The sequence below is a fragment of the Archangium violaceum genome (genome assembly GCF_016887565.1).
Lineage (GTDB): Bacteria > Myxococcota > Myxococcia > Myxococcales > Myxococcaceae > Archangium > Archangium violaceum_B.
On record NZ_CP069396.1, the window covers coordinates 8,496,558 to 8,513,465 of the forward strand.

The 16,908-nt window shown below is 70.2% G+C and carries 16 protein-coding genes; 8 read left to right on the forward strand and 8 right to left on the reverse strand.

Annotation, left to right across the window (positions count from 1 at the left end):
* Window positions 1-35: 35 nt before the first annotated feature.
* A complete protein-coding gene (locus tag JRI60_RS33725) occupies window positions 36-1,232 on the reverse strand; it encodes a trans-sulfuration enzyme family protein (protein WP_204220034.1) in 1,197 nt (398 codons plus the stop codon).
* 49 nt (window positions 1,233-1,281) lie between these two features.
* Between JRI60_RS33725 and JRI60_RS33730 the strand changes: the two genes are divergently transcribed.
* Window positions 1,282-1,866 (forward strand): Lrp/AsnC family transcriptional regulator, encoded by a 585-nt coding sequence (locus JRI60_RS33730; RefSeq protein WP_204220035.1) that lies wholly within the window; start codon window positions 1,282-1,284, stop codon window positions 1,864-1,866.
* On the opposite strand, the gene holA is transcribed toward JRI60_RS33730, so the two are convergent.
* The 4 genes from holA to JRI60_RS33750 all read right to left on the reverse strand — a co-directional run bounded on the left by holA (window position 1,826) and on the right by JRI60_RS33750 (window position 5,960).
* Window positions 1,826-3,142, reverse strand: a complete 1,317-nt coding sequence (gene holA / locus JRI60_RS33735; RefSeq protein WP_204220036.1) for a DNA polymerase III subunit delta — start codon at window positions 3,140-3,142, stop codon at window positions 1,826-1,828. The two genes, JRI60_RS33730 and holA, sit on opposite strands and share 41 nt — an antisense overlap.
* A complete protein-coding gene (holB, locus tag JRI60_RS33740) occupies window positions 3,139-4,167 on the reverse strand; it encodes a DNA polymerase III subunit delta' (protein ID WP_204220037.1) in 1,029 nt (342 codons plus the stop codon). Before holB ends, holA begins: the two co-directional genes overlap by 4 nt.
* A 157-nt stretch (window positions 4,168-4,324) precedes the next feature.
* Window positions 4,325-5,272, reverse strand: coding sequence for a TIGR02757 family protein (locus JRI60_RS33745; RefSeq protein ID WP_204220038.1), 948 nt, complete (start codon window positions 5,270-5,272; stop codon window positions 4,325-4,327).
* 109 nt (window positions 5,273-5,381) lie between these two features.
* Complete coding sequence (locus JRI60_RS33750) at window positions 5,382-5,960, reverse strand: phosphoglycerate mutase family protein (RefSeq protein WP_204220039.1); 579 nt, start codon at window positions 5,958-5,960, stop codon at window positions 5,382-5,384.
* A gap of 235 nt (window positions 5,961-6,195) precedes the next feature.
* On the opposite strand from JRI60_RS33750, the gene JRI60_RS54695 reads away from it, so the two are divergent.
* Complete coding sequence (locus tag JRI60_RS54695) at window positions 6,196-7,641, forward strand: MEDS domain-containing protein (protein WP_204220040.1); 1,446 nt, start codon at window positions 6,196-6,198, stop codon at window positions 7,639-7,641.
* A 70-nt stretch (window positions 7,642-7,711) separates the two neighbouring features.
* On the opposite strand, the gene JRI60_RS33760 is transcribed toward JRI60_RS54695, so the two are convergent.
* Window positions 7,712-8,179, reverse strand: coding sequence for a MogA/MoaB family molybdenum cofactor biosynthesis protein (locus tag JRI60_RS33760; RefSeq protein WP_204229206.1), 468 nt, complete (start codon window positions 8,177-8,179; stop codon window positions 7,712-7,714).
* Window positions 8,180-8,388: 209 nt separating this feature from the next.
* Complete coding sequence (locus JRI60_RS33765; protein WP_204220041.1) at window positions 8,389-8,709, reverse strand: Rieske (2Fe-2S) protein; 321 nt, start codon at window positions 8,707-8,709, stop codon at window positions 8,389-8,391.
* A gap of 142 nt (window positions 8,710-8,851) precedes the next feature.
* Between JRI60_RS33765 and polX the strand changes: the two genes are divergently transcribed.
* From polX to mrtX, 3 genes are read left to right on the forward strand one after another with little or no spacing between them, the layout of a single operon-like run.
* Window positions 8,852-10,594 carry a DNA polymerase/3'-5' exonuclease PolX gene (polX, locus tag JRI60_RS33770; protein WP_204220042.1) on the forward strand — a complete coding sequence of 581 codons (1,743 nt, stop codon included), beginning with the start codon at window positions 8,852-8,854 and terminating at the stop codon, window positions 10,592-10,594.
* A 34-nt stretch (window positions 10,595-10,628) separates the two neighbouring features.
* Window positions 10,629-11,225 carry an MXAN_2756 family trypsin-like serine endoprotease gene (locus tag JRI60_RS33775; protein ID WP_204220043.1) on the forward strand — a complete coding sequence of 199 codons (597 nt, stop codon included), beginning with the start codon at window positions 10,629-10,631 and terminating at the stop codon, window positions 11,223-11,225.
* Window positions 11,222-11,950 (forward strand): myxosortase MrtX, encoded by a 729-nt coding sequence (mrtX, locus tag JRI60_RS33780; protein WP_204220044.1) that lies wholly within the window; start codon window positions 11,222-11,224, stop codon window positions 11,948-11,950. The genes JRI60_RS33775 and mrtX overlap by 4 nt, the downstream gene beginning before the upstream one ends.
* A gap of 4 nt (window positions 11,951-11,954) precedes the next feature.
* On the opposite strand, the gene JRI60_RS33785 is transcribed toward mrtX, so the two are convergent.
* On the reverse strand, window positions 11,955-12,785 hold the full coding sequence (locus JRI60_RS33785; RefSeq protein ID WP_204220045.1) for a class II glutamine amidotransferase: 831 nt from the start codon (window positions 12,783-12,785) through the stop codon (window positions 11,955-11,957).
* Between the two features lie 214 nt (window positions 12,786-12,999).
* On the opposite strand from JRI60_RS33785, the gene dnaK reads away from it, so the two are divergent.
* Genes dnaK through JRI60_RS33800 form a run of 3 tightly spaced genes read left to right on the forward strand, consistent with a single transcriptional unit; the run spans window position 13,000 to window position 16,901 of the window.
* Window positions 13,000-14,619, forward strand: a complete 1,620-nt coding sequence (gene dnaK, locus JRI60_RS33790) for a molecular chaperone DnaK (RefSeq protein ID WP_204220046.1) — start codon at window positions 13,000-13,002, stop codon at window positions 14,617-14,619.
* A gap of 9 nt (window positions 14,620-14,628) precedes the next feature.
* A complete protein-coding gene (locus JRI60_RS53710; RefSeq protein WP_239469859.1) occupies window positions 14,629-16,122 on the forward strand; it encodes a J domain-containing protein in 1,494 nt (497 codons plus the stop codon).
* Window positions 16,123-16,148: 26 nt separating this feature from the next.
* Window positions 16,149-16,901 (forward strand): CvpA family protein, encoded by a 753-nt coding sequence (locus tag JRI60_RS33800; protein WP_204220047.1) that lies wholly within the window; start codon window positions 16,149-16,151, stop codon window positions 16,899-16,901.
* The last annotated feature ends 7 nt before the right edge of the window (window positions 16,902-16,908 follow it).

Below are 16,908 nucleotides of genomic sequence, written 5' to 3' on the forward strand. Positions count from 1 at the left end.
TTCGTGAGGCTGAGCCTTTTTTTGTTTTCCGCTCCCTACCCCACCAGGCGCTCGAGCGACCTGGAGGCATCGAGGGCACGCTGGAGATCGGCCCAGAGGTCCTCGGGGTTCTCCAGGCCCACGCTGACGCGGAGCATTCCCTCGGAGATGCCGCTGGACTCGCGGGCCCGCGCGTCCACCACGCGATGCGTGAGGCTCGCGGGGTGCTGGATGAGGGTGTCCACGGAGCCGAGACTCACCGCGGGGGTGAGCAGCTCCAGCCGCTCCATCACCCGGGCCGCCGCGCGCCCTCCTCCGGCCAGTTCGAAGGAGATGAGACAACCGGGTCCCCGCATCTGCCGGCCGATGAGCCCCTCGGGATCGCCCCCGGCGAGCCCCGGGTACCAGGTGCGGGACACGGCGGGATGCGAGGCCAGACGCTCCGCGAGGAACGTGGCCCCCCGCTGCGCCTCCCGGACGCGGACGGGGAGCGTCGCGAGGCCCCGGTGCAGCATGTAGCCCGCCTCGGGGTGGAGCACACCGCCGGTGGCGATGCGCACCTGGCGCAGCCGCGCCGCCCAGGCCGCGTTCGTGGCCACCACGCCGCCCATGACGTCACCGTGCCCGCCGAGGAACTTGGTCGCGCTGTGCAGCACCATGGCGGCGCCGTGCGCGAGCGGGTTCTGGAGGACGGGCGTGGCGAAGGTGGAGTCCACCAGCACCGGGACGTTACCGGCCTGGGCCACCACCCGCGCGATGTCGATGAGCGCCAGCGTGGGGTTGGCCGGGGTCTCGATGACGACGAGCGCCGTGTCCGGACGCAGGGCCTGGGCGACGTGATGGGGATGCGTCCAGGTGACCTCCAGCCCCAGCAGGCCGCTGTCCAGCAGGTGGTCCGTGCCACCGTAGACGGGACGGCAGGCCACCACGTGCGTGCCGCCCTGGCGCGCCGCGAGCAGCACCGCCGTCAGCGCGGCCATGCCCGAACCGAAGGCCACCGCCTCCTCGGCGCCCTCCAGCGCGGCGAGGGCCTTCTCGAAACGGACCACGGTGGGGTTGTGCAGCCGGGCGTAGATGGGGTTGTCGCGCAGGGGACCGCCCTGGGCGAGGGCGTCGAAGCACTCGCCGATGCCCCCGAGGCTGCCCACGGGATAGGTCGTGGAGAGATCGATCGGCGGCGCATGGACGCCCAGAGAGGACAGATCCTCACGGCCGGAGTGGACCGCACGCGTTTCGAAGCCGAGCTGCTTCATCCGAATTTCCTCCCGCGAACAGGGTGGAAAAAGGAATACGCTTCCGTGCATGGAAGGGACATCGAATAGGCTGCGGAAGACCCCGGCGGAAGCGGAGCTGGACCGAATCGACTTCGCCATCCTGGAGGCCTTGCAGAAGAATGCTCGGCTCTCGAACAAGGAGCTGGCCGCCGAGGTGGGGCTGGCGCAGTCGAGCTGCCTGGCGCGGGTGGCCCGGCTCCGGGAGACCGGCGTGCTCAAATCGTTCCACGCCGAGGTGGACGCGCGAGCGGTGGGGATTGGCCTCCAGGCGATGATCGCCGTGCGGCTCCGGCAACACTCACGGGAGCTGGTGGAGGAGTTCCGCCGCCACGCGCTCTCGCTGCCCCAGGTGCTGGCCGTCTACCACGTGGCCGGAGCGAACGACTTCCTCCTGCACGTCGCGGTGCGGGACGCGGACCACCTGAGGGACCTGGGCATGGACGCCTTCACCACCCGGCCCGAGGTGGCTCACCTGGAGACGTCGCTCATCTTCGAGTACGTCCGCAGTCCCGGAATGCCCCTCTACGAGCCCACGGAGGCCCGGCGGGCCCCGGCGAGGAAACCCGAGGCCCTCAAGCGGCCCCGCAGACCGTCCAGAGCAACCGCTCGATGACGAGCTTGCCGCTCGCGGAGGACTTGAGCGACAGGTCCGCCTCGGCGCACGCCACCAGCGCGTCGAGCAGCTCCCGCCGCTTGTAGCGCGCCGCGCCCTGCATCGCGAGGAAGGCCGCGTAGGGGTGAGGGGCCTTGCCCTTCGCCGCCTTGGCCTCCTCCTCCACCCGGGGGAACACGCGCGCCTTGAAGTCCGGGAACGAGCGCGGCACCGAGCCTCCCGCGTACTTCTCCAGCCGCTCGTGGTTCTCCAGCATGCCGCGCGTGATGGAGGCCACCGCGCCCAGCAGTTGCAACCCGTGCACGCCCTGCCCCATCGCGTCCATCGTGTAGGCCAGCGCCGCCTTGAAGTCGCGGTTCTGCAGCGCCTCGGACAGCTCGAAGAACTCCTCCTCGCGCGTGTGCGCCACCAGCAGCGCCACGTCCGAGGACTCGATGGTGTTGCCCTCCGCGTACGTGGCCAGCTTCTCCAGCTCGGACTGCAACAGCCGCACGTTGCCGCCGATGCGCTCCTTGAGCTGCGCCGCCGCGCCCTTGCCCAGCTTCTTCTTGAAGGGCCGCAGGAACTCCTCGGCCAGCGGCTCTATCTCCAGGTCCTTGTGGCGCGCCGCCACCTTGCGCTCGACCACCCGCCCCTTGTCCGCCGCGAGCTTCACCAGCGGGTTCTTCGAATCCACCTCCGAGGCCGCCATCACCAGCGCATGCCCCGGTGGGACACCCTTCTGGAACAGGTCCAGCAGCGCGCTCGTGTCACCCTCGGGCGCGGTGATGCGCTCCTCGCGGCAGAACGCGGCCACCTCCTTGAGGAAGACCAGGTCCGCCTCGGCGAGGTCGACGTTCAGCTCCTCCTTCCACTGCTCCACCGACGGGGCCCCGCGCGCTCCCGGATCGATCTGGTCCGCGCCCCACCCGGCCCGCGCCGCCAGCGCCAGCAGCCGCCGCGCGCCCTCCTTGCGCTTGCCCGCCTTCCACGCCTCGCGCGCCTTGCCCAGCGCGTCCCCCCTCCCCTTCTTCGGCGCGAGGAACTCCGGGTCCCTCACCAGCACCACCTTGCGCCCGGGGAAGAGGGGCAGCGTGGCCAGCTCCTGCGCCACCTCGCGCGGCGAGCCCGCGTCCAGCACCGCGAAGTTCAACCCCGCCGAGGCGTCCGGCAACAGCACCTTCACCAGCTCGTCCGCGCCCCGGCGCACCAGGTACTCCTCGCCCCATAGCAGGTAGAGCGGCTGCACCTTGCCGGCCTTCGCCTCGTCCAGCACGTCCTCGATGTCCGCGCTCATCGCCCCTCCAGCAGCTCGATGAGCATCCGCTCGAGCTGAAGCCTCGGCGCCCCATTGCGCTCCACGATGATGGCCTTCGTCTTCTCCAGCAGCGCGTGCCGCCGGTGCAGCGTGGACTCGTGCGTACGCTCCGCCACCTCGCGCGCCAGCGTCTCCAGATCCCTGTTGGCCAGACGCTCCACGCCCGCTCCCGCCAGCGCCACGTCCCGCGTCCACAGGGACAGGATGGAGAGCGCCTGCTCGGCCAGCTCACGCGTGGCGCCGAACGTCTCGGCCCAGCGCAGCAGGGCGCCCATGTCGCCGGGCTTCAGGGCCTCGAAACCGCTGATGACCTCCTTGCGCGCCGCGAGTGCGTCGACATCCAACGCCATCGCGCGCCCCAGACTGCCGCCCGCCATCACCGCCGCGAGCTCCGCCGTCTGGGGGTCCAACTTGCGCTCCTTCTGGAGACGCTCGGAGATGAGCGCCACGGGGAGCGGGCCGAAGTACACCTTGCTGCACCGGCTGCGGATGGTGGGCAGCAGCTTGTCCGGTGCCGAGGCCAGGAGGATGAGCGTGGTGTCCGAGGGCGGCTCCTCGAGCGTCTTGAGGAACGCGTTCTGGGCCTGCTGATTCAGCGTGTGCGCATCGACCACGATGGCGACCTTGCGCTTGGACTCAAGGCCGCGCAGGGAGATGCGCTCCAGCAGGCCGCGGATCTGCTCCACGCGGATCTCCCGGCTGGGCGTGCCACTGAAGTCCGAGCGCCCCGCGAGGCCGCGCTCCACGCGCTCGGCATCCGGCATGAGCCAGGTGACATCGGGGTGGGAGCCCTTGGCGATGCGGGAGCACCCGTCACAGGAACCACACCCTTCGTTGGGCTTCTCCGGGCAGGTGAGCGCCTGGGCGAGCCCGATGGCGGCGAGCTCCTTGCCGACGCCCTCGGGTCCGGCGAAGAGGTAGGCATGGTGCACCGAGCCACTGCGAAGCGCCGCCTGGAGCGCATCAATGGCGCGAGGCTGTCCGACGACCGAGGCCAACGTCATGGCGCGTGTATCCCCGCTCGGGCCGCACCCGTCAACCACTCATGGGGTAGCCCATCCCTCTCCCGCCGGGAGAGGGTCGGGGTGAGGGTACCTCGCCTCCCAGGTTGACCCCGTGTATGCCCCCTCTCCCTCTGGGAGAGGGCTGGGGTGAGGGTCATCACCTTCTCCCCCGAGCCCCCTTCGTCCCACTCCGTGCCCGAGCTGTCTTCTGTCCCACGGAGCAAGCGGGAAGCAACTTGCACCGGGAGCAATTCTCCGGAACGGGCTGGGTGGGGCACACGCCGCTCATGCCGTAGTGACACAGGGCGAAGTCGAAGCGGACGGGGTCCTCGGCATCGAGCGCGCGCAGGGAAGCGGTCACCTCCTCGGCGGTGCGCCAGCTCAGGTCGTTTCGGCGCGTCAGTCCAAGGTGCTTCGAGATGCGCCCGATGTGCGTATCCAGGGGGATGAGGAGCGCGGAGGGGCGAACGGTCTTCCAGACCCCGAGGTCCACGCCATCCGGCCCGCGAACCATCCACCGGAGGAAGAGATTCAACCGCTTGGCGGCGCCGGGTCCGAGGGGCGAGGGCAACAGGTGATGCAACCCGCGCTCGGGCCCGAGCGCCTCGCGCAGGGGCGCCATGGGCACCTCCCGCAGGGCCGAGGTGAACGCATCCAGCGCCCCATGCCAGGAGCCACGGGCCTCGAGACCCCGGACGAAGAGCGCCTCCAAACTACCGTGCTCGCGCAGAGCGCGCCCCATGCCCAGCAGCAGCACGGCGACATCCGTCCCCACGTTGAAGCGATAAACGAACCCCTGGAGCAATTCACGCGCACGAGGCACGTCCAACGCACGAACGAACGCCGCTGGGGACGAGCCCATGCGCTGGAGCAGTGCGTCCACCTTGGGCCGGAAGAGGTCCGCGCGCCCGTACGCCAGCGCCGCCGCCAGCAGTGCGCTCACCTCGATATCCCGCGGGTCGCGGTAGCGGTGGGGAAACTCGAGCGGGTCGAAGGCGATCCGCGCCCGGCTGTCGGTCGATGCCAGGAAGGCATCCAGGCACGGGCGCAGGCGCTCGGCCTCTCTGGGGCTCAGCCCTGTGTGTTCTCGCGTTCGCCGGGGCATGGTTCAGGAGACTCCGTAGCCTGGAGGAACCGGTTCCGCCACGGAGTTCATCCCCGAGGAGCGCCCGGAGGACAGAACCTCCGGGGTAGACGCTCCCCCTGGACCGACCTCACGGGATGACGGAGGGAACACCGTACCGCGACTGGATGAGCCGGGCCGGACCCGACGGAGGAATCACGACCACCATGAGGCGGTCGTACTCGGTATCGGGGATGGGCTGGATACGAAGCCCGGCGAGCGCCTCGATCAACGAGGGGAGCGTGTTGCTGTGCTCCACCACCAGGACGGTCCTTCCCTGGTGCTGGGAGAGGATCTCCCGGGCCACCTCCGAGGCATGCGCCTGTGCGCCCGTCTTGATCTCCCGCACGGTCACGGGCACTCCTACCTGGTCCGCCAGCGGCTGGGCCGTGTCACGCGTCCGGCGATACTGGGTGGCGTAGATGGCGCTCACGCCCGCGTTGCCGGCCACCTGGAGCAGCGCCTCCGCGCGCTGCTGTCCGGCCGGAGTGAGGGCCGGATCATCCCCGCCCTCGGTGGCCTTCTCCGCGTGCCGGACCAGCACCACGACGGTGGACGCGCTCGGCGGAGACGAGGGCTCGACCCGCGAGCTCGTGGAGTGAGCGCCGGTGCAGGCGGCCAGCGGCAGCAGGCAGGCCAGAAGCAGGAGACGGGGAGTGGTGGTGCGCATGCGAGGACTCCTGGGAAGCAGGGTGGACGCGCCGAGGATATCCGGGCCTTCTTCCGACCGTTGCGCAACCGGACGGCCTGAGAAGCGAGCATTCATTGCCGTCCGCGGACGCCATGCGCATGTGATGGAGTGGACGGCCGGCAGGCCCCTTCTCCACTCCGAGGGCCTCATGCACGAAAGCCCCCCGCTGGCTTCCTCTTCATCTCACTCGCTCCTGGAGGAAGCAGGGGTGGCGGTGGGTCCGACCCCCCAACAACTCTCCCTGTTGGGGCCGGGCGCTCACCTCTGCCTCATCTACGAACGAGTCGAGGAGGAGGTGGCGGCGCTGGTGCCCTACTTGCGGATGGGGCTCGAGCAGGGTCAGCGATGCATCTACGCCCTGGACGAGCACATCGCGGACGAGGTGGCCGCGGTGCTCGAGGCGCACGGAGTGGACGTGGAGGGCGAGCGGGCACGCAAGGCCCTCATCTTCCTCACCCAGCGCGACGCCTTCCTCCAATGGGGGGAGTTCGTCCCGGAGCGGATGATCGATTTCCTCCATCACCTGGAGGAGCAGGCGCTGGCGGAGGGCTTCACGGGGCTGCGCACCTCCGGGGAGATGACGTGGACGCTGCACTCGAAACCGGGCTGCGAGAACCTCATCCGCTACGAGTCGCAGCTCAACCGCTACTACACGACGACCTTCCACTCGCTGACCATCTGCCAGTACCACCGGAGCCGCTTCCGGCCGGAGATCATCCGCGACGTGATGCGCACCCACCCGCGGGTCCTCATCGGCGACGAGGTGTTCGACAACCTCTACTACGAAACACCGGAGATGGTGTTGGGAGAGGAGTCGGCGGCTCGGCGCGTGGAGTGGATGATGGGGCAGCTCAAGCGGATGAGGGCGGCCGAGCGCACGCTGGTGAAGCTGGGGACGCAGGTGGAGAGACAGGCGGAGGAGAACGCGCGGCTGTACGAGGAGGCGCGAGAGGCGGTGCGGGTCCGGGACGATTTCCTCTCGGTGGCCTCACACGAGCTGAAGACGCCGCTGACACCGCTCAACCTGCGGTTGCAGGCGTTGCGGCGCGAGGCGGAGACGAATGCCACCGACTTCGTACCCCGTGAGCGCGTGGTGCGCATCGTGGAAGGCGCCGAGCAGCAACTGCGCAAGCTGACCTCGCTGGTGGACGACCTGCTGGACGTGTCGCGGTTGGTGGCGGGCAAGCTTCAGCTGAACTGGCAGGCCGTGGACCTGGCCGAGGTGGCTCGGGAGGTGGTGGCCCGCTTCGCGCAGCAGAGCGAGAAGGTGGGTTGTGAGATGGAGGTGCTCGCCGAGACGCCGGTGTTCGGGCAGTGGGATCGGCTGCGGTTGGATCAGGTGATGACGAACCTGCTGTCCAACGCGCTGAAGTACGGCGCGGGCCGGCCCGTGCGTGTGCGGGTCGAGGCGGGGCTCGAATGGGCCGTCCTGGAGGTGCGGGACGAGGGAATTGGCATCGCGCCCGAGCACCTGACGCGCATCTTCGGCAAGTTCGAACGGGCCGTCTCGGGGCGCCATTACGGCGGGCTGGGCCTGGGGCTCTACATCACGAACCAGCTGGTGGAGGCCATGGGAGGCCGCATCCAGGTGGAGAGCCAGCCGGGGCGAGGCTCCACGTTCCGCGTGGAGCTGCCTCGCCGGCCCGCGCACACCGCGTGAATCAACCCGCGTCCACCCGATACCCTCACCCTGTCCCTCTCCCGGAGGGAGAGGGGGGGTTGGGTTGGGTTCAGCGCGTAAGCTCTCGCACCGCGTGACCCAGCTCCGGCAGGATGAGCTTGCGTAAACCCAGCTTCACCGCCTTCGGCGAGCCCGGCAGCGCGAAGAGGATCATCCCCTCGTACGTCCCCGCTGTCGCTCGCGACATCATCGCCGCGCTGCCGATCTCCTCGAACGACAGCATCCGGAACAGCTCGCCGAAGCCCGGCAGCGTCTTCTCGAACAGCCCCTGCAGCGTCTCCACCGTGCTGTCCCGGCGGCTGATCCCCGTCCCGCCGTTGAAGATCACCGCCCGCGCCCCCGCCTCCCGCGCCTCCTTCAGCGTCGCGCGGATCGCCTCGGGCTCGTCCTTGATGACCTTGTAGCCACTCACCGAGTGCCCCTCGGCCTCCAGCAGCTCGCGCAGCACCCGCCCGCTCTCGTCCGTCGACGCGTCCCGGCTGTCCGAGCACGTCACCACGAACGCACTCACGTGCACCGGCGCGTGCGCCTTGTGCTCCCCCACCGTCCCCGACCCGTGCTCGTGACCGTGGTGATGCTCGTGGCCGTGCTCGTGCCCGTGGTCATGGTGGGGATGACCATGGTCATGGCCGTGCCCATGATGGTGGTGGTGTCCGTGGTCATGACCGTGCCCGTGGTCATGGTCGTCGTGATCGTGTCCCTCGTGTGCCATCCCGCTCCTCCTGACTACAGGTCCTTCTCGGGCAGCTCGACCACCAGCTCCCCGTCCGCGTCGACCTCGAGCTCCACCGTGGGCTGGTCGTCGCACACGCCTGGCGAGGTCTCGTTCTTGCCCGTGTCCATGTCGAAGCCGACCTCGTGGCAGGGACAGACCACCATGTTCCCTTCCAGACGGCCACCGGACAGCAGGCAGCCCGCGTGGTTGCACCAGTCGTCGAGCCCCTTGTAGCGCCCGTTGATCCTGGCAATGCACAGGCTGCGCTTACCCACCTCGTAGCCCCGCATCTCCTTTTCGGCGAAGTCCGCCGGTCCGAGCTTGATCTTCATCGGTTGCGTCTCTCGTGGTTCCCTGGAGCCAATACCTGGGCGTCCTTGTATCCCGACCCGGCTACCCCCGGGGAGGTCTTGCGCGTGAAACTCGCGTTTCCGCTCGCCTGCACCCTCGTTCCATGGGCATTAATTTCCCCCCGTGACGCTCGCCGACAAAGCCACCGTGGTCCAGGTCCTCCGGGACATCTCCCTCCTCCTCCAGATGAAGGGTGAGAACCCCTTCCGCAGTCGCGCCTACGACACCGCCGCCGACCGCATCGCCGGCCTCTCCGAAGATCTCGGCGCCCTCGTCCGCGAGGGCCGCCTGAAGGAACTGCCGGGAATCGGACAGGCGATCGCCGACAAGGTCTCCGAGCTGCTCACCACCGGCAAGCTCGCCTACCTCGACGCGCTGCGTGCCGAGTTCCCCCCGGGCGTCCTGGAGCTCGTCCAGGTGCCCGACCTCGGTCCGAAGAAGGCCCTGGTCCTCGCCCGCCAGTTGGGGGTGGACGGCGTGGACGCGCTGGAGAAGGCGTGCCGCGAGGGCCGCGTCCGTCAGCTCCCGGGCTTCGGCGAGAAGAGCGAGGCGAAGATCCTCGCCGGCGTCGAGCTGTTCCGGCGGACCCGGACGCCCCGGCGGCTGCTCGGGGAGGTGCTGCCCGTGGCGGAGAAGTTGCTCGAGTCCATCAAGGCCACCCCCGGCGTCGTCCGCGCGAGCGTCGGAGGCAGCCTGCGCCGGCGGGCCGAGACCGTCGGGGACGTGGACCTCATCGCCTCCGCGCCCGATGCGAGCGCGGTGTTCGATGCCTTCTCCCGCTCGCCCGAGGTGGCTCACATCATCGGCCGCGGCGAGAGCAAGTGCTCGGTGCGGCTGCACGAGAAGGACCTCCAGGTGGACCTGCGCGTCCTCCCGGACGAGGACTTCGCCACCGCCCTGCACCACTTCACCGGCTCCAAGGCCCACCACGTGCGGCTGCGCGGGCTCGCCCATGAGCGCGGGCTGAAGATCTCCGAGTGGGGCCTCCACCGCGACGATGGCTCCAAGGTGCCCGTGCCCGACGAGGCCACCCTCTACCGGCTGCTCGGCATGCAGTACATCCCCCCCGAGCTGCGCGAGGACACCGGGGAGATCGAAGCCGCGCTCGCGGGCCGGCTGCCCGAGGACCTGGTCACGCTGGAGGACGTCCAGGGCGCCGTGCACGCGCACAGCACCTGGTCCGATGGGAAGAACTCGCTCGAGGAGATGGCGCGGGCGGCCCAGGCGCTCGGCCTGAAGTTCCTCACCGTCACCGAGCACAGTCAGGCGGCCATCTACGCCGGGGGTCTCAAGGAGGACGACCTGCGCCGCCAGTGGGACGAGATCGACCGCGTCAACGACACCGTCAAGGGCGTCCGGCTCCTCAAGGGCATCGAGGTGGACATCCTGGAGAGTGGCGCGCTCGACTATTCGGACGGCATCCTCGAGCGGCTCGAGGTCGTCATCGGCTCCATCCACGTGCGTCACTCCATGGACGAGGAGCAGATGACGCAGCGGCTGCTGAAGGCCTTCGACAACCCGCACCTGCACATCCTCGGGCACCCCACCGGCCGCCTCCTCCAGAATCGCGACCCCTACCCCGTGCGAATGGAGGCGGTGCTCGACAAGGCCGCCGAGCGCGGCGTGGTGGTGGAGGTCAACGGCAAGCCGGAGCGGTTGGACCTGAAGACGGAGCACGTGCGCCAGGCGCTCCAGCGCGGCGTGAAGCTGGTGGTGAGCGCCGACGCGCACAAGGCCTCGGACCTGCGCAACCTCGCCTTCGCCGTGGCCACCGCGCGCCGGGGCTGGGCTCGCAAGGGCGACATCCTCAACACCCTCCCCGCCGAGCAGTTCATCTCCACCCTCCGGAAGCTTCGCGCCGCCTGACGCGGGCCGGTACCGGTGCTAGGCTCGCGGCGCCTTGCCGCGTCCCCTGCTCGCCCTCGTCCTCGTCCTGCTCGCCACCGGTGCCTCCGCCGAGGATCGCCCCTCCCGCGCCGATCTGCAGAAGGCGCTGAGGCTGTACGAGCGCTCCGTGGTGCGGGTGCGAGGGCCTCGCGAGGCCGGCCCCGGCGTCATCGTGGGCACCGAGGGACAGGTGCTCACCTCCGTGCGCCATGTGAGCCTGGAGGCCGCCCAGGTGGAGTACGACGGGCGGACGTTGCCGGCCACGGTGGTGCTCGCCAACGGGTACCTGAAGGTGGCCGTCGTCGCCGCCCCTGCCGGTGAGTACCCAGCCGCTCCCGTGCGGGTGGCCACCGGGAGCCCCGTCGGCCAGTGGCTCATCGGCATCATCCCGGGGCGGGGCAAGCAGAAGGAGCGGCCGTCATCGGCCCTGGCGCGCAAGGCTCCCGCCCCCTTCTTCGACGTGGACCTGGCACTCCCGCCGGGCAGCCCGCTCTTCGACACCCAGGGCCGGCTGGTGGCCGTCTCCGTGCAACGTCGGGGACGCGGTTGCCGGGCGCTGCCCCTGGATGTCGTCAAACAGCAGCTCGCCACGAAGGTGGCCGCACCGTGAGCACCGCCTCCTCGGCCGCCCCCTGGCGCCCCAACGCCGTGCAGGAGGCAGTGGGCCTCTGGGCCCTGGGCTTCCTGGGCATCATCGTCGCCTTCCTCCTCTTCGGCGGCTCCGGCATCCCCAAGCTGGTGGCCACCGTGGGCTTCCTCTACCTGCCGCTCATCCCCATGCGCTGGCGCGGGGAGGACTACCGGGACTACGGGCTCAGCCCGCGCACCTGGCGCCAGGACGTGCGCCTCTTCCTGGGCATGAGCCTGGTGGTGTTCCCCCTCTTCTTCGGGGCCTTCGTCCTCTGGACGCAGGTGATTCTGCCGAACCTGCCCCTGGAGCTGGCGCGCCTGCTGGCTCCCTTCCGGGGCGCGGCGCACTTCACCCCACGGCTCCCGCCCCGCTTCGGCGAGTGGGTGGTGGATCAGCTCTTCGTGGTGGCCCTGCCGGAGGAGTTCTTCTACCGGGGCTACATGCAGGCCCGCCTGCGCGACGCATGGCCCCAGGGACGGCGCTTCCTCGGCGTCCGGCTGGGGCCGGCCTTCTGGCTCACGGCGGTGCTCTTCGCGCTCGGCCACCTGGCCATCTTCCAGGTGTGGCGCCTGTCCGTCTTCTTCCCCGCCCTGCTCTTCGGCTGGATGCGCGAGCGCACCGGCAGCGTGGTGGGCGCCGCCCTCTTCCACGCCGCCTCCAACCTCTTCGTGCGCTTCCTCGAGGTGTCCTTCTTCGGGGTGTGAGCGGCTACGGCGTGAGGTGCCGCACCTGGAGGTCCGAGCCCACCACCAGCGTGGTTCCCTCGGCCAGCTCCACCCAGCCCGTCGGGCGGGTGAGGTGCGTGGCCACCACCACCGAGCGCCTGCGCCGGTGCGCCGCCACTCCGGGCTGCGTCTCGGGCGAGCTGGGCGTAATCCCGCACACCTCGCAGCGATCCGTGCCCTCCAGGCGCGTGTAGTACAGCGGCTGGGCGCCCACCCGGGTGGCCACCAGGACGTAGCCGTTGGTGGCCAGCAGGTTCACCGTGGAGACGCGCGCGGCCCCCGCCTTCACCGAGGCCTTCGACAGCGCCTGGGCCGTGTCCGCCAGCAGCCGGCCCGCCACCTCGGCCCCCAGCCTCGGGTCATCCGCGTGCCCCGTGGCCCACAGCCGCTCGAGGAAGAGCGCGAAGGCCACCTCGCTTTCCGTCTCTCCGCGGATCTGCCGCTGGAGGAAGTCCGGCACGCCGGCCAGCAGCCCCGCGCGGATGCTGGGGAAGTCCTGGATGCTCCCCTGGTGGGCGAACAGCCAGCGGCGCGAGCGGAACGGCTGCGTGTTCTCCTCCAGCGACAGCCCCACGGGCAGCCGCCGCGCGTGGAAGAGCAGCGCCTCGGACTCGTCGCGAGGGGCGAGCGAGTCCAGGCTCAGGTTCGCGTCCCCGGGGAAGCGCCTCAGCAGGACGTCGTCCTGGGCATAGGCGCCAATGCCCACGGCATTCGAGCGTCCCTCCCCCTGGAGAGCCACCTGCCCTTCCAGCCGATGCAGCTCGCACCGCATCAAGTTCGGGTCGGACGTCAAGACGGCCAGGGCAACGGACATGCGGATGAACCCCCTTGTTCAATCCATAGATAATGACGGCCCCCCGCCCCCTCAAGCCAGTTCCCGGCCCGCCGGAAGTCACTCCAACCCCTTGAAACGACTGGGGTTTACACACACGGAACGTTTGACAGCCCCGGTGCGAGGTGCCTAACATCCCGGCGCCTCCCGGAGGGTCCAGTATTGGACGACCCTCCCCTGGCTCACCGGAGACGGAATGTCGGACGACATCGCGATCGGCATCGACCTGGGCACGTCCACCTCGTGCGTATCCGTGGTGCACGAGGGTCAGCCGTTCGTCATCCCCAACGAATGGGGTGAGACGACCCATGCCTCGTGCGTGTCCTTCCTCGAGGACGGCTCGGTGCTGGTGGGCAACGCGGCCAAGCGCAACATCATCACCAACGCCGAGTCCACGGTGTACTCGGCCAAGCGTCTCATCGGGCGCTACTTCTTCTCCGACGAGGTGAAGAAGGCGCAGGCGGTGATGCCGTACCGCATCGTCGAGGGCGACAACAACTCGGTGCGCATCGCCGTGCGAGGGCAGACGTACTCGCTGCCGGAGATTTCGGCGCTCGTCCTCAAGGAGATGAAGGCCATCGCGGAGACGTACCTGGGCCGCGAGGTGCACAAGGCCGTCATCACCGTGCCGGCCTACTTCAACGACAACCAGCGTCAGGCCACCAAGGACGCGGGCCGCATCGCCGGGCTGGAGGTGCTGCGCATCCTCAACGAGCCCACCGCGGCGGCGCTGGCCTACGGCTTCGGCCGCGACGTCAACCAGCGCGTGGTGGTGTACGACCTGGGCGGCGGTACCTTCGACGTCTCCATCCTGGAGATCGGCAAGGACGTCTTCGAGGTGCTCTCCACCGCCGGTGACACGTACCTGGGCGGCGACGACTTCGACGACCGCATCATGACGTGGCTGGCCGACGACTTCCTCAAGCGCACGCGGCTGGACCTGAGGCAGAACAAGTTCTGTCTGCAGATGCTCAAGGACGCGGCCGAGCGGGCGAAGATCGACGTGGGCGGCACCGGCGTGGCGGACGTGAACTGCCAGGGCATCTGCCAGGACGCCAGCGGCCAGGTGTTGGATCTGACGGCGAAGCTCACGCAGGACCAGTTCAACCGGATGGTGATGGACCTGGTGCAGCGCACCTTCAAGGTGTGCGACGAGGCCCTGCAGTCCGCGCGCATGACGGCGGCGGACATCGACGCGGTCATCCTGGTGGGTGGCCCCACGCGCCTGCCCATCATCCGCAACTCGGTGCGCCACTACTTCCAGAAGGAGCCCAAGGAAGGCATCAACCCGGACCAGGTGGTCGCCATGGGCGCGGCGCTCCAGGCCAACGCGCTGCAGGACTCGGCCACCGAGACCTTCCTGGTGGACGTGACGCCGCTGTCGCTGCGCATCGGCACGGTGGGCGGCTACACCGAGAAGATCATCGACAAGAACACCCCGGTGCCCATCGACCGCTCGAAGACCTTCACCACCAGCCGCGACGGCCAGGAGAAGGTGAAGATCCGCGTGTACCAGGGCGAGTCCAACCGCGCCGACGAGTGCGAGATGCTGGGCGAGTTCGAGTTCTCCGGCTTCCGCATCGGCTACCGGGGCGAGGTGAAGATCGACGTGACGTTCGAGATCAACACCGACGGCATGGTGAACGTGTCGGCGATGGACCAGGAGACGGGGCAGAAGACGTCCACCACCCTCACCATGTCCTCGGGCATGTCGGAGGCGGACATCCAGCGCTCCATCCAGGCCAACAAGCAGACGCAACTCGCGGGGCACGGCAACAACGACCTGCCCGCCGTCGCCAGTGGGAGACGGAGATAGGCCCGCACGATGTCCCAGCCTCCCCAGAACGGTGCCGGTAAACCTCCCGCTCCACCCGTAGCGTCCCAGCCCGCCACGCCAGCGAGCTCCCGGGCCACTCCGGCGGCCCCCTCGCCCGCCGTGCCCCAGGCTCGCCCGCCCGTCACCGGGACCGCGCCGGCCGTGCCCCCCGTGCGGCCCTCGGTGCCCGGCACCGCCGCTCAGCCCCCGGCGCGTCCGCCCGCGGCGCCCGGCACGCCTCCGGCGAGCGCCAGCGGCGTCCGCCCGGCCGCGCCTCCGCCTCCGCCCGCGACGCCTGGCGCGCCCACGCCGGGAGTGCGTCCGCCTCCCCCGCCGCCCGCCGAGACCGTGCCCTTCGGCGTCCGCCAGGCGGCAACTCCGGGAGTGCCACCACGTCCGCCCGGAACGCCCTCGGGGACGCGCCCCACCGCCAGCTCACTCCCGAGCGTTTCGCCCGTACGCCGTCCTCCGTCCGGCTCCGTCCCGGTGGTGCCGCCAGCCCCGCCCGTGACGGGCGCTCCGCCCCCCGCGCCGGCCGCGGCCACGCCGCCCCGCCCGCCCACGCTGGCCCCGGGCGCTGTGCCTCCCAGCACCCCTCCGGCCTCGGGGACGCGTCCGCTCGTCCGGCCCACCACGTCCCTGCCGGCCGTGGCGCCCGCGGGTACCGTGCCCGTGCGTCCTCCCTCCGGGCCCAGGGTGGCTCCACCGCCGCCGCCCGCCGCCGCGCTTCAGCCCCCGCCCCCGCCCATCCCCTCCATCGCGCCCGTGGCTCCCGCCATCGCGCCGCTCGTGCCCTCGGTGGCGCCCGTGGCTCCCGCCATCCCGCCCGCGGTGGCTTCGACGCCTCGCTCCGGGGCCACACCCGCCGTCCCGCCCGCGGCCCCCGGCTCGCCGCCTCCCCCTCCCCCTCCGGCCACCGCCAAGGGCGTGGAGCTCGACGCTGCCCAGATGGCCGCGCTCACGGAGCGCTGCGCCCGGCTCGACCAGATGGACTACTTCGAGGTCCTCATGGTGGAGCGGACGGCCACCCCCGCGGACATCAAGAAGGCCTTCTACCGGGAGAGCCGCGGGTACCACCCGGACCGCTACTTCCACCTGCAGAACAAGGAGCTCAAGGAGCGGGTCAACGAGCTCTACAAGCGCGTCACCGAGGCCTACTACGTGCTCAGGGACGACGCGAAGCGCCGGCAGTACACGGCGGACATCTCGGGCCCCGAGCGCGCCCAGAAGCTGCGCTTCACCGAGTCCTCCGAGGCCGAGACGCGCGCCGCCTCCAAGCGTCAGGTGGAGGAACAGATTGGCGTGCACCCCAAGGGGCGCCAGTTCTACCAGACGGGCGCGGCGGACGCGGACGCGGGCCGCTGGGCCTCGGCCGAGCGCAACCTGAAGATGGCGCTCACCTATGAGCCAGCCAACACCCGCTACAAGGAGAAGCTGGCCGAGGTGCAGAAGGTTCTGCAAGAAGAGGCGCGCAAGCAGGGAGACGCCTTCAAGATCCGCTGACGGACACCCGGCGAGCGGGGGAGCCCATGACCATCGATCTCATCATCCTGGGGCTGGTGCTCTTCTTCGCCGTGGTGGGCGCCCTCACGGGCGGCGCGAAGCAGATCGCCAACATGGTGGCGCTGGCGGTGGCGTGGTTCGTCTCACGCAAGCTGGGCCCGTTCGTGGGGCCGAAGCTGGCGGAGGCGCTCGGCGGCGTGCCGCTGCTCTTCGGCGTGGTGGTCGGCTCGCTGCTCATCTTCATCGGGGTGCTGGTGGCGGTCCGCTACGCGCTCACGTCCCTGCTGCAGCGGCTCTTCGGCGCCAGGAACCCGGAGAACCGGGGCGTGGACGGCGCCATCGGCTTCGTGCTCGGCGGAGCGAAGGTGGCGGCCATCTCCTACATCGTGCTCAGCGCGCTCGTCTTCGTCGAGCAGAACGTGGTGGTGGCGGGCAAGCGCCTGGGCGTGTCCCCCAAGGACTCGCTGAGCTTCGGGCTGGCGCGGCGCTACAACCTCTTCGAGATGACCCAGTTCGCCGCGGTGAAGGACCTGGTCGCGGTGAGCCAGGCGGCGACGAACCCGGAGAAGGCCCGGCGCATGTCGGACGACCCGGCCTTCAAGTCGCTGAAGCAGGACCCGCGCTTCCAGCGGGCCCTGTCGGACAAGCGCCTGCGCGAGGCCATGGAGCGAGGCGACACGCAGGCGGTGCTGCGCAGCAACCTCGTCCTCCAGCTCCTGCAGGATCCCCAGTTCGTGGCCCGGCTCGGGGCCGCGGCGCGGGCCTCCGAGCACGAGTGAGCCCCGG

Coding starts and splice junctions, on each gene's coding strand:
- JRI60_RS33725 (WP_204220034.1), bottom strand. CDS start 1,232: ATGAAGCAGCTCGGCTTCGAAACGCGTGCGGTCCACTCCGGCCGTGAG.
- JRI60_RS33730 (WP_204220035.1), top strand. CDS start 1,282: ATGGAAGGGACATCGAATAGGCTGCGGAAGACCCCGGCGGAAGCGGAG.
- holA (WP_204220036.1), bottom strand. CDS start 3,142: ATGAGCGCGGACATCGAGGACGTGCTGGACGAGGCGAAGGCCGGCAAG.
- holB (WP_204220037.1), bottom strand. CDS start 4,167: ATGACGTTGGCCTCGGTCGTCGGACAGCCTCGCGCCATTGATGCGCTC.
- JRI60_RS33745 (WP_204220038.1), bottom strand. CDS start 5,272: ATGCCCCGGCGAACGCGAGAACACACAGGGCTGAGCCCCAGAGAGGCC.
- JRI60_RS33750 (WP_204220039.1), bottom strand. CDS start 5,960: ATGCGCACCACCACTCCCCGTCTCCTGCTTCTGGCCTGCCTGCTGCCG.
- JRI60_RS33765 (WP_204220041.1), bottom strand. CDS start 8,709: ATGAAGATCAAGCTCGGACCGGCGGACTTCGCCGAAAAGGAGATGCGG.
- JRI60_RS33785 (WP_204220045.1), bottom strand. CDS start 12,785: ATGTCCGTTGCCCTGGCCGTCTTGACGTCCGACCCGAACTTGATGCGG.
- dnaK (WP_204220046.1), top strand. CDS start 13,000: ATGTCGGACGACATCGCGATCGGCATCGACCTGGGCACGTCCACCTCG.
- JRI60_RS53710 (WP_239469859.1), top strand. CDS start 14,629: ATGTCCCAGCCTCCCCAGAACGGTGCCGGTAAACCTCCCGCTCCACCC.
- JRI60_RS33800 (WP_204220047.1), top strand. CDS start 16,149: ATGACCATCGATCTCATCATCCTGGGGCTGGTGCTCTTCTTCGCCGTG.